Consider the following 11,271-nt stretch of genomic DNA (forward strand, 5'->3'; position numbering starts at 1 on the left):
CTACTCGCGCGGTAGTTCCAGCACGAAGCGGCTGCCGCCGTCGGCGCCGCTGCTGCAGGAAACGTGGCCGCCGTGCGCATCGGCGATCGCCTTGACCACGGCCAGGCCGAGTCCGCTGCCGCCACCTTGGCGCGAGCGCGAGCCATCGCCGCGCATGAACGGATCGAAGACATGTGGTTGCAGGTTGGCCTCGATGCCCGGGCCGTTGTCCTCGATGGCCAGCCGCACGTGTTCCTTGCCGTCCTGGATTGAGATACGCACCCGCCCCGGGCTGGCATAGCGGCGCGCGTTCTCCAGCAGGGCAAGCAGGGCCTGACGCAGTCGGGTCGGGTCGCAATACGCCAGGTGTTCGTCGCGGTGGGTTTCCAGCTCCAGCACGGAGCCGGCGCTGCGGAATGCGGGGTCGACCATGGTCATCACCGAATGCACTTCCTGCACTACGTCGGTCGGCGCACGCCTTACGTCGAGCCTGCCGTTGCCGGCCAGTCCCAACACGCGCAGGTCCTCGATCAGCCGCGACAGCCCCTCTACCTGTGCCAGCAGGCTGCGGAACTGCGCTTCGTCCGGCTGGAACACGCCATCCGCCAAGCCCTGCAGGCGGCCGCGCAGGATGGTCAGCGGCGTGCGCAGTTCATGCGCGATCGCGGCGTGCCACAGCGTGCGTTCGCGGTCCATGTGCTGCAGGCGTGCGGCCATGGTGTTGAAGTCCTCGACCAGCAAGGCCACTTCATCCAGTGCATCGTCGCTGGCGCTGGCACGTACACTCAGGTCGCCATCGGCGAGTGCGCGCACCGATTCCATCAAGGTGTTGAGCGGAGACACGATGCGACGAGAGAGGCGGATCGATGTGGCCAATGCCAAGGCCAAGCCGATAGCGGTGACGCACGCCATCCAAGCCAGATCGGGGCCAGTGGGCAACCATTCCCGCAGTTCCAGCATGCTGACTGGATAGGAGTCGACCAGAATCGCGTACAGCAGGCAGGAGGACAAGGCCATCATCAAGATGACGCCGATGACCATCAGCGACATCGACATGACGATGTGTCGATTGAGACCGGGGCGGCGCATCAGCGATCCGCCGCCAGGCGGTAGCCGACACCGCGCACACTGGCCGGCATGTTGGCCACGCCTACGTCATCGAGCTTGCGGCGCAGTTTGCTGACATGGCTGTCGACGGTGCGTTCCAGTGCCTCGCTCTCGGGCAGGCATTGGTGCATGAGCTCGCTGCGGCTGAAGATGCGGGTAGGCGCCAGTGCCATGCAGTGCAGCAACTTGAACTCGGTGAGGGTGAGCAACAGCTCGTGGCTATAGCCTTCGCCCTCGACGTGCACGCAGTGGGTTTGCGGATCGATCAGCAATGGCCCTGCGCGCAACGATGCGGCGGCCTGTCGCGGCGCTGCACGCAGGGTGCGGCGCAGTACCGCACGTACCCGCGCGGCGACTTCGGCCGGGTTGAATGGTTTGACCACGTAGTCGTCTGCACCCATCCGCAATGCGGTGAGCTTGTCCAGATCCTGATCCAGTGCGGTCAGCATGATGATCGGCGTATCGCTGCTCTGGCGCAGCTGCGAAAGCACACCCCAGCCATCGATGCCGGGTAGCTGGACATCTAATAGCACCAGGTCGGGGCGGGCACTGCGGTGCAGCTCCAGTGCACTCCGGCCGTCCGCGGCGCGGACGACGCGCAGTTTCTCCCGCTCCAGATATGCAGCAATGATGTCGGCGATCTCGGTTTCGTCCTCGACGATCAGGACAAGTGCATCATGGGAGCGGTCCCATTGCGCCATCGCGGCGGCGGGTAGATGTGCAGTCATTGCCGGGTGGGACCGAAAGGTTCTGGCCTCCATGCTATCTCCACATTCCCTCCATCGAAACCCCATCATCGGCCCGCACACTGCGCGCCTGCGTTCCTGCAGGCTTTCCAGTACCACGTGTAGCGATGACCATTCGACGGATTACGACGGCCTTGTGTGCGGCTCTGGTTATGGCCATGACGGCCTGCTCCTCCCCTGAAGCACCCCCGCAAGCGGTACCCAAGGTCAGCGTGCTGACCGTTGCCGCACAACGCGTGCAGCGCGATGACGAGCTGCAGGGGCGGGTGTCGGCGTTGCGCACCGCGCAGATCCGCGCGCAGGTAGGCGGCATCGTGCGCAAGCGCCTGTTCGAGCAGGGGGCCGAAGTTGCCGCTGGGCAGGCGTTGTTCCAGATCGATCCGGCGGCCTTCCGTGCCGATGTCGATTCCGCGCTGGCGGCATTGCAGCGCAGCGAGGCGGCGCTGGCGCGCAGCCGGGTGCAGGCGCAGCGCCTGCAGGCGCTGGCCGCCGCGCAGGCGGTGAGCCAGCAGAATCGCGATGACGCGACGTTTGAATACGAGCAGGCGCGTGCGGCGGTGGCCGAGGCCAAGGCAATCCTGGCAAGGCGCCAACTGGATCTGCGCTATGCCACGGTCAGCGCGCCCATTGACGGCCGTATCGACCAGGCAATGGTGACCGAAGGCGCCTTGGTGAGCGCCGCCGACAGCGAGCCGATGGCGCTGGTGCAGCAGATCGACCAGGTCTATGTCGATGTGCGCCAGCCCGCCTCGCAGCTGCCGGAAATGCGCAAGGGTGTGGTCGATGGCAGCGGGCTGTCGGTGGCGATCATCGGCGCGAATGGTCAGGTGCACGAGGAGCCCGGGCAGCTGTTGTTCTCGGGTATCAATGTCGACGCGCGTACTGGCGATGTGGTGTTGCGGGTGCTGGTCGACAATCCTCGTCGCGAGCTGTTGCCGGGCATGTTCGTGCGTGCGCGGGTGCCGCGTGGCGCGGCCAGCCAGCTGCCGCTGCTACCGCAACAAGCGGTGCTGCGCAGTGCCGGTGGCCAGGCTTATGCCTGGGTGGTCGGCGGCGACGGCAAGGCCGTCATCCGCACCATCGAAATCGACGGCAGCGTGGATCGGCAGTGGATCGTGCGCAGCGGCCTGAAGGCCGGTGAGCGGGTTGTGGTGGAAGGACAGGAGCGTCTGCAGGAAGGGCGGCTGGTCGAAACCTCACCTTGGCAGCCAGTGCCAGTGCAGGGCAAAGCCGCCGTCGCATCCAGCAACCACTGAAGGTAAGACATGGCTCGTTTCTTCATTGATCGCCCGGTGTTCGCCTGGGTGCTGGCGATCTTCATCGTGCTGGCCGGCGTACTGGCAATCCCGCAGCTTGCGGTGGAGCGCTACCCGGCGGTGGCGCCAACCAGCGTCAGCATCTACGCCAGCTACCCCGGCGCCAGTCCGCAGACCCTGGATGACTCGGTTGTGGGGTTGATCGAGCGTGAGCTGTCCAGCGTCAAACACCTGCTGTATTTCCAGTCGTCGGTGGATACCTCTGGTGAGGCCTCCATCACCGCCACGTTCGCTCCGGGCACCAATCCGGAATTGGCGCAGGTCGACGTACAGAATCGGATCAAGGCGATCGAGCCGCGCTTGCCGGCCAGCGTGCGCCAGAGTGGTTTGTATGTGGAGGCGTCCGGGTCCGGCTTCCTGATGCTGGTAGGGCTGAAATCGCCTGACGGCAGCGTGGACGAAGCGCAGCTGGGCGATTTCATGGCGCGCAACATCATCGAGGAGCTGCGCCGCATCGACGGTGTTGGTCGGGTGCAGTTGTTCGGTGCCGAGCAGGCCATGCGGATCTGGCTGGACCCTACCGCTTTGGCAGGCTATGAGCTCACCGTAGGCGACGTGGTTACCGCCATCGAGCAACAGAACCAGAACATCGCCCCGGGCCGAATCGGTGACTCGCCCAGCGTGACCGGGCAGCGCATCACCGTGCCCTTGGTCGCCGATGGCCAGCTGACGACGCCGGCGCAATTCGCGGCGATAGTGCTGCGTGCCGGTGCTGATGGCTCGCGGGTGCTGCTCGGCGATGTGGCGCGGGTGGAGCTCGGTGCGCAGAGTTATGCATGGGGTACCCGCGAGGACGGTCAGGTGGCGACTGCCGCCGGTATCCAGCTGCGTCCGGGCGCGAATGCGGTGAGTACGTCAACGGCGGTGCGTGCGCGCATGGCCGAGTTGCAGGCTCTGCTGCCGCCGGGTGTTGAAAGCAGTATTCCGTTCGATACCGCGCCGTTCGTGAAGATATCCATCCAGAAGGTGCTGCAGACCTTGCTGGAGGCGATGCTGCTGGTGTTCGCGGTGATGTTCCTGTTCCTGCAGGATTGGCGCTACACGCTGGTGCCAGCACTGGTGGCGCCGATTGCGCTGCTGGGCACCTTTGCGGTGATGCTGGCGTTGGGATTCTCGATCAACGTGCTGACCATGTTCGGCATGGTGCTGGCGATCGGCATCATCGTCGACGACGCGATCGTGGTGGTCGAAGGCGTTGAACGGATCATGGCCGAGGAAGGCTTGGCACCGCGCGAGGCCACGATCAAGGCGATGCGTGAACTGACCAGCGCCGTGGTCGGCATCACCCTGGTGCTGACCGCGGTGTTCATTCCGATGGCGTTCGCCAGTGGCTCGGTGGGCGCGATCTATCGCCAGTTCACGGTATCGATGGCGGTGGCGATCCTGATCTCGGCGCTGCTGGCGTTGAGCCTGACCCCGGCACTGTGCGCAACACTGCTACGGCCGGTCGCGCACGAACGGCCGCACGGGCGTGTGTTCGCAGCATTCAATCGCGGATTCGCGCGCATGAGTGGACGCTATCACCGCGGTGTGGCTGCGGTGCTGCGCCGCTGCGGTCGCGTCATGGCGGTGTTCGCCGGTCTGGTACTGGTGTTGCTGCTGGGTCTGCAATGGTTGCCAGGTGCCTTCCTCCCGGAAGAGGATCAGGGCTACTTCATGACCTCGATCCAGTTGCCAGCCGAAGCGACTGCAGAACGAACCCTGGCCGTGGTCCAGGCCTACGAGGCACATATCGCCTCGCGGCCAGGCATCGCCGCCAACCAGGTAATCACCGGCTACAGCTTTGCCGGATCGGGCCCCAGTGCAGCGATGGCTTACACCATGCTCAAGGACTGGGGTGAGCGCGACGGTGCCACCGCAACCGGCGAGGTGGCGGCCACCCTGAAAGCGATGGCGGCTACCGGCGAAGGACAGGTGATCAGTGTGACGCCACCGGCGATCGACAGTCTGGGCAACTCCTCCGGCTTCAGTCTGGCGTTGCAGGCGCGCAGCGGCCAGACCCAGCAGCAGCTGCGGGCGGCGCAGAAGCAGCTGTTGGCGTTGGCCCAGGCCAGCCCCTTGCTGGGCGAGGTGCACGCTGATGGCCTGCCATCGGGCAACAGCGTGCGGCTGCAGATAGATCGCGCCAAGGCCGAGGCGATGGGCGTTGGATTTGCCGACATCAGCAACACCTTGTCAGTAGCGATGGGCTCGCAATACGTCAACGACTTCCCCAATGCCGGGCGTCTGCAGCAAGTGATCCTGCAGGCAGATGCGCCGTTCCGGATGGAGGTCGAGGATGTGCTGCGTCTGTACGTGCGCAATGCCCAGGGCGGCATGGTTGCACTTGCGGAGCTGGTGAGCCCGCACTGGGAGGAGTCGCCGTTGCAGTTGCAGCGTTATCTTGGATTCCCCGCACTGAATGTGTCTGGTGCGCCCGCCGAAGGCGTCTCCACCGGACAAGCCATGGCCGAGATGGAACGGCTGGCCACGCAGCTGCCGCCAGGCTTTGCGCTGCAATGGACCAGCCAGTCGCTGCAGGAGAAGACCTCGGGCGCACAAGCGCCGTGGCTGCTGCTGATATCGATGCTGGTGGTATTCCTGGTGCTCGCGGCGCTGTACGAGAGCTGGTCGATCCCGATGGCGGTGATGCTGGTGGTGCCGCTTGGCCTGCTGGGTGCGGTTGCAGCGGTATTGCTGCGTGGCATGCCCAACGACATATTCTTCAAGGTCGGCATGATCACGGTGATTGGCCTGTCGGCGAAGAATGCGATCCTGATCGTTGAGTTTGCGCGACAGCTGCAGCGGCAGGGGATGACGGCGGCGCAGGCCGCACTGCGGGCCGCGCGTCTGCGTCTGCGGCCGATCCTGATGACGTCGATGGCGTTCGCGCTGGGCGTGCTGCCGTTGATGCTGGCACAGGGCGCATCGCGGGAAACCCAGCAGGCCATTGGTACCGGCGTGTTCGGGGGGATGGTGACCGCAACCGTGTTGGCGGTGTTCTTCGTGCCGGTGTTCTATGTGGTGGTGGATGGCAGTTGGCGCTGGTTGCGGCCGCGTTTGCCGGTCTCGCGGGGGAGTTCCGGAGTCGGGAGATGATGAACGGATCGGCCGGGCAGGGCGGCGACAGGTTCCAACTGTGGGCGGTGGTGGTTACTCTTGGCGTCCTTTATGCCCGATGTTGACCTGCCGATGATCCGTAAGATCCTGTTCTGCGCCTTGATTGCCCTGCCGATGTCGGCATTCGCCTCCAGCTTCGCAGGCACGTCGGCCGGTTCCGCATCGGGCGCTTCGTCCAATTCTTCGGGCAGTTCCTCGGGCGACGACAAGGTGCTGCTGGATGCACGCGAAGACGCAGCGGGTTTTGTTGCCAGCAATGGCGAAATCCGTGGCGCATGGCTGGAAGCGGCCTTGATCCAGCTGCGCGAGCGTGATGTTGCTGCGCGCGACGCCAGCGACATGGAACTGGCCCGGAAGATTCTGGCCCTGTGATGAAGCTCCGCCGGCTGCCGCCCGCGCGGTGGCTGGCGGTGTTGCTGTTGCTCTGCACCGCCACGCCGCTGCAGGCGGCAGTACGCATCGAGCTGCAGGCAACTGCGCCGGCGCTGGATCCGGCTCAGCTACTGGCCAGCCAGCAACTGATCGACGATGTACTGGCGCGCATTCCCGCCGGCATCGAGGGCAGCAGTTCCTTGACGCTGCAGCTACGTTGGCGTGACGACTTGCCCGAGCATGTGCAGGGCAGGGCGCGCGGAGCTGAACTTGGCTTGGACAAGCGCCTGCTGCCGCTGTTGTTGCAGGGTGGTCCTGCATCCTCTGCCAGCTCCGCCCAGGCGTGGCAACAGGCACGTGCTGCGCTGATCCACGAGCTGGGGCATGCGCTGGACCGTTCTGCCAAGGGCGGCTGGTCACGTCAACCGCGCTTTCTGGATCTCGCCGGTTGGCAGCAACGGCCGTTGTGGCCGGGGCGTGGGCGCAACCACTTCAGTCTGCGTAGCCTCGATCGCTACGAGTTGGAGAGCCCGGCCGAGTTCTTCGCGGTGAACCTTGAACACTATCTGCTGGACCCGGACTACGCCTGCCGGCGTCCGCTTCTGCATGCATGGTTCGGCGAGAATCTTGGCGCGCCGCGGCAGTTGGAGGTGGTGCAGTGCCCGCAGAACTTGCCATTCATGCAAGCAGGCGAGCAGGAAGGCCAGGCCGACCTGCTTGATCTCGACCCGGCGCGGGTCTACGAAATCGACTACCTGCTGGCCGAAGGCAACGAGAAGCTGATGAGCCGCTGGGGCCACAGCATGTTGCGGCTGGTGGTCTGTGCGCCCGGGCGCACGCCCGGCCCCGCTTGTCGGATGGATCTGCAATATCACCTGGTGCTGTCGTTCCGCGCCTTCGTCGGCGATGTGCAGATATCCAGTTGGCGCGGCCTGACCGGGTCCTATCCGTCGCGCTTGTTCGTGTTGCCGCTGAGCCGGGTGATCGAGGAATACACCAAGGTGGAGCTGCGCGGGGTCTCATCCACGCCACTGCGCCTGCATCGTGATGAGATAAACGCGGTGCTGCAGCAGGCGGCGCGGCTGCACTGGGATTACGACGGGCGTTACTACTTCATCAGCAACAACTGCGCGGTGGAAACCGGCAAGCTGCTTGGCGATGGCGCGCCGCGCTTGGGCGCGGCCGAGCTGCTATCGATCACTCCGACTGGCTTGCTGCACAGCCTGCGTGCCGAAGTATTGGCCGATCCGCCACGCGATCGTGCACAGGCGCTGCGTGGGGGCTATTACTTCGAGTCGGCGGCCGCCCATTACGCGCTGGTGTTCGAGGTCGCGCGCAAAGCCCTGTCGTTGCCGGCCAACGACGTGGAGGCGTGGTTGGCCCTGCCGCCCGCACAACGGCGGACGTGGATGCAGCAGGCTGATGATCAGGTGCTGGCGGCCATGCTGCTGCTGGAACAGGCTGCATGGCGACGGGCGGAGCTGGCTGCAGCAGATGTTCTCAAGCGCAGTCTGCTTGCCGGTGGCAAACGGCGGCAGGAAATGGCGGACTTCCAGGCGTTGATGGCGCGGTCTGCCGTGCTGCTGGCTCCGGGCAGCCTGTTGGGTCACGGCTATGGCATTCCCGATGCGGATGAACGGGCGCGCTTGAGCGCCGAGGCTGCCGCTGGGGCGGGGCTTGCCCAGCAACAATGGCAGGCCCTGCGCGAGGCCGCATTGGCCGCCTTGCCCGAAGCGCAGCGCGCGCGGATGGAGCAGATTGAAGCGAACCTGTTGTACCTGCGGCAGCGGCTGCGTTTAGGGTACGGTACGCAACCAGGGGAGGCGGCGACGCTCGATGAGCGACGTCCGGGTCGGTTTTCAGGAGAGCGCGGTTGATTGGTACTGGGCAGCAGACGGCCGATGCGATGGCCGAGGATGTGTTGAAGCTGCGCTCCTGCGCGATTCTCCAGCTCGATCCTGATGGGCAGGTGCTCAGCTGCAATGCTGGGGTGGCAACAGTGTTTGGCTATCCCTGCGAAGAGATTCGCGGGCTGCCGTTCTCGCAATTGTTCAGCGCTGCCGATACACAGCGCGGCGCGGCACAGCAGGCAGTCGCGCGCACACTGCAGCAGGGCAGCGACCAGCTCAGCCTGGCGATGGTGCGCAAGGACGGTGGCCGTTTTCGCGCATCGATGATATTGGAGCGGGTAGCCGACCCGCGTGGCGTACGGGTGCTGGTATTGATCCGCGACGTTACCGAGGCATTCCAGACCCAGAAGCGGGTGCGCGAGGCACAGGAGGTCGCGCTGCGCGCGCAGCGTCTGGACGCGGTGGGCAAGTTGACCCTGGGCCTGTCGCACGACTTCAACAACCTGCTGTCGGTGATCGGCAACAGCCTGGACATGCTGTCGCTGCGTCGCTCCGGTGACGAGAGCGTGCGCCGCATCCTGGACATCGCCCATCGTGCCGTCGGGCGCGGCACCCAGTTGACCCGGCAGATGCTGGCGTTCGGGCGCGGGCAGACCTTGGTGCCGCAGCTGAGCCAGGTGGATGATCTGCTCAATGCCTCGCTGGAACTCTACCGCCGCGTCTGTGGCGAGACGATCCAGTTGAACCTGAGTATTGCCGAGCAACTGCCGCCGATTTCGGTGGATATCGGTCAGCTGGAGGCGGCGCTGTTGAACCTGTTGAGCAATAGCCGCGATGCCATGCACGGTGTTGGCAAGGTGCTGTTGTCGGCACGGCTTGAAAGCATCATTGTGCCGTCGGGCGCGGGGGAGGCCGGGCAGTTTGTCTGCATCTGCGTTGGCGACAGCGGGCCAGGCATTCAGGCCGAGATCCAGGAGAGCGTGTTCGAGCCGTTCTTCACCACCAAGAGCGTGGGTGATGGCAGCGGGCTGGGGCTGAGCCAGGTGTATGGCTTTGCAGCGCAGTCGGGAGGCACGGCGACCATTGGCACCTCGGCGCTGGGCGGGGCAGCGGTGTCGCTGTATTTCCCGGTAGTAGCGTAGCCAGCTGGTTTTGTAGGAGCGGCGTAAGCTGCGAAGCTGGCTATCGGTAACGACGCCGGTTTTCTGAGGATCTCAAGATCTGAAGCCCTATCGGCTTCGCGGCTGACGCCGCTCCTACAAAATGCCGTGCAGTCTCCCGCCGTTTGGCGGGAGGCTGCAGTCAATCAATCAGCGCGGCCGCCGAACTCACCGGTGGTGGTGTTCACCAGGATGCGTTCGCCGTTGACGATGTACTCCGGCACCATGATTTCCAGACCGGTGCTGAGCTTGGCCGGCTTCGGACGCTTGGTAGCGGTGCCGCCCTTCAGTTCCGGCGGGGTCTCCACCACTTCCAGAGTTACGTGCTGCGGCAGCTGGATCGCGACCGGCTGGTCGTCGATGACCTGCACGAAGATGCCAGTCAGGCCTTCGGTGATGTAGCCAGCATCGTCGCCGATCACGTCAGCGTCCAGCGTGTACGGGGTGTAGTCCTCGTCATCCATGAACACGAAGGCATCGCCGTCCATGTAGGAGAAGGTGGACTGGCGACGCAGCAGCTCGACTTCCGGCAGGTTGTCATCGGCATCGAAGCTGGCATCGAGCTTGTTGCCGCCCGGCACGCTGTACATGATGAAGCGGAAGCGGACGTTGCCGCCGCGGCCCTGCGGCGAGCTGCGCTCGATGTCGCGGATCTGGTAGACGCCGTTGTTGTACTCGACGACGTTGCCTTTTTTGATGTCGTTGGCTTTCATAAATGCAGGGAGTGGGGAATGGGGAATCGGGAATGGAAGGTCAACCGCCTTCCATTCAACGGGCAGGCAATGAGGTTCAGGCAATGGTGAAGCGATAGCGGGGTTCAATTCCCCACTCTCTATTCCCCATTCCCGGCTCAATTACTTCGGCGCCAAACGTACGGCGCCGTCGAGGCGAATAGTCTCACCGTTGAGGTAGGTATTGCCAATGATGTGGCCGACCAGGCTGGCGAAATCGGCCGGCTGGCCCAGTCGCGACGGGAACGGGATGGAGGCGGCCAGCGATTCCTGCACGTTCGGCGGCATGCCGTCGACCATCGGGGTCCAGAACACGCCGGGGGCAATGGTCAGCACACGGATGCCGAAGCGTGAAAGCTCGCGCGCCATCGGCAGGGTCATGCCGACCACGCCGCCCTTGGAGGCGGAATACGCAGCCTGGCCGATCTGGCCTTCATAGGCAGCTACCGAGGCGGTGTTGATGATCACGCCGCGCTCGCCGTCGGCATTGGCCTCGTTGTGCTGCATCAGCTCGGCGCCGGCCTTGGCGACATTGAAGCTGCCGACCAGGTTGACTATCACCGTGCTCTGGAAGTTGGCCAGCGGCATCGCTGCTTCGCGGCCGAGCACGCGGCCGGCACCGAGGATGCCGGCGCAGTTCATCACCACGTTAAAGCCGCCAAGGAACTCACGCGCGGCCGCCAGATTGGCGGCGACGCCCGCTTCGTCGGTGACATTGGTGGTGAAGTAGCGGGCATTGTCGGCGCCCAGTTCGGCGACCGCTGCGGCGCCCTTTTCATCATTGAGGTCGAACAGGGCGACCTTGCCGCCATTGGCAACCAGGAACTGGGCGACGCCGAGGCCAAGGCCAGAGACACCGCCGGTGATGACGGCACGAACGGAAGACAGCTGCATTGGAACAATCCTGCTGA

The 11,271-nt window shown here is 64.8% G+C and carries 9 protein-coding genes; 5 read left to right on the top strand and 4 right to left on the bottom strand.

Going from position 1 to position 11,271, the window contains the following annotated elements:
* Window positions 1-1,068, bottom strand: coding sequence for an ATP-binding protein (locus ACVOLZ_RS00565; RefSeq protein WP_481514675.1), 1,068 nt, complete (start codon window positions 1,066-1,068; stop codon window positions 1-3).
* The gene (locus ACVOLZ_RS00570; protein WP_481514676.1) at window positions 1,068-1,814 is read right to left on the bottom strand and encodes a response regulator; all 747 of its coding nucleotides are present in this window, start codon (window positions 1,812-1,814) and stop codon (window positions 1,068-1,070) included. The genes ACVOLZ_RS00565 and ACVOLZ_RS00570 overlap by 1 nt, the downstream gene beginning before the upstream one ends.
* Window positions 1,815-1,990: 176 nt before the next feature.
* On the opposite strand from ACVOLZ_RS00570, the gene ACVOLZ_RS00575 reads away from it, so the two are divergent.
* From ACVOLZ_RS00575 to ACVOLZ_RS00595, 5 genes are all read left to right on the top strand, one after another.
* Complete coding sequence (locus tag ACVOLZ_RS00575; protein ID WP_481514677.1) at window positions 1,991-3,088, top strand: efflux RND transporter periplasmic adaptor subunit; 1,098 nt, start codon at window positions 1,991-1,993, stop codon at window positions 3,086-3,088.
* 9 nt (window positions 3,089-3,097) lie between these two features.
* On the top strand, window positions 3,098-6,226 hold the full coding sequence (locus ACVOLZ_RS00580; RefSeq protein WP_481514678.1) for a multidrug efflux RND transporter permease subunit: 3,129 nt from the start codon (window positions 3,098-3,100) through the stop codon (window positions 6,224-6,226).
* 93 nt (window positions 6,227-6,319) lie between these two features.
* On the top strand, window positions 6,320-6,619 hold the full coding sequence (locus tag ACVOLZ_RS00585; RefSeq protein ID WP_481514679.1) for a DUF2388 domain-containing protein: 300 nt from the start codon (window positions 6,320-6,322) through the stop codon (window positions 6,617-6,619).
* Window positions 6,619-8,496: a DUF7844 domain-containing protein gene (locus ACVOLZ_RS00590; protein WP_481514680.1), complete on the top strand. Its 1,878-nt coding sequence runs from the start codon at window positions 6,619-6,621 to the stop codon at window positions 8,494-8,496. The genes ACVOLZ_RS00585 and ACVOLZ_RS00590 overlap by 1 nt, the downstream gene beginning before the upstream one ends.
* A complete protein-coding gene (locus ACVOLZ_RS00595) occupies window positions 8,493-9,611 on the top strand; it encodes a two-component system sensor histidine kinase NtrB (protein WP_481514681.1) in 1,119 nt (372 codons plus the stop codon). The genes ACVOLZ_RS00590 and ACVOLZ_RS00595 overlap by 4 nt, the downstream gene beginning before the upstream one ends.
* A 164-nt stretch (window positions 9,612-9,775) precedes the next feature.
* Here the strand turns inward: ACVOLZ_RS00595 and yeiP are convergent, their stop codons facing one another.
* Together yeiP and ACVOLZ_RS00605 are read right to left on the bottom strand one after the other, a co-directional pair.
* Window positions 9,776-10,342, bottom strand: coding sequence for an elongation factor P-like protein YeiP (gene yeiP / locus ACVOLZ_RS00600; protein ID WP_062167704.1), 567 nt, complete (start codon window positions 10,340-10,342; stop codon window positions 9,776-9,778).
* Between the two features lie 141 nt (window positions 10,343-10,483).
* Window positions 10,484-11,254 (bottom strand): SDR family NAD(P)-dependent oxidoreductase, encoded by a 771-nt coding sequence (locus ACVOLZ_RS00605; protein WP_481514682.1) that lies wholly within the window; start codon window positions 11,252-11,254, stop codon window positions 10,484-10,486.
* Between the last annotated feature and the right edge of the window lie 17 nt (window positions 11,255-11,271).

The organism is Stenotrophomonas sp. STEN020 (genome assembly GCF_056760195.1).

Excerpts from the sequence above, each read along its gene's own strand:
- ACVOLZ_RS00565 (WP_481514675.1), bottom strand. The coding sequence starts at position 1,068 with ATGCGCCGCCCCGGTCTCAATCGACACATCGTCATGTCGATGTCGCTG.
- ACVOLZ_RS00570 (WP_481514676.1), bottom strand. The coding sequence starts at position 1,814 with ATGACTGCACATCTACCCGCCGCCGCGATGGCGCAATGGGACCGCTCC.
- ACVOLZ_RS00575 (WP_481514677.1), top strand. The coding sequence starts at position 1,991 with ATGACGGCCTGCTCCTCCCCTGAAGCACCCCCGCAAGCGGTACCCAAG.
- ACVOLZ_RS00580 (WP_481514678.1), top strand. The coding sequence starts at position 3,098 with ATGGCTCGTTTCTTCATTGATCGCCCGGTGTTCGCCTGGGTGCTGGCG.
- ACVOLZ_RS00585 (WP_481514679.1), top strand. The coding sequence starts at position 6,320 with ATGATCCGTAAGATCCTGTTCTGCGCCTTGATTGCCCTGCCGATGTCG.
- ACVOLZ_RS00590 (WP_481514680.1), top strand. The coding sequence starts at position 6,619 with ATGAAGCTCCGCCGGCTGCCGCCCGCGCGGTGGCTGGCGGTGTTGCTG.
- yeiP (WP_062167704.1), bottom strand. The coding sequence starts at position 10,342 with ATGAAAGCCAACGACATCAAAAAAGGCAACGTCGTCGAGTACAACAAC.
- ACVOLZ_RS00605 (WP_481514682.1), bottom strand. The coding sequence starts at position 11,254 with ATGCAGCTGTCTTCCGTTCGTGCCGTCATCACCGGCGGTGTCTCTGGC.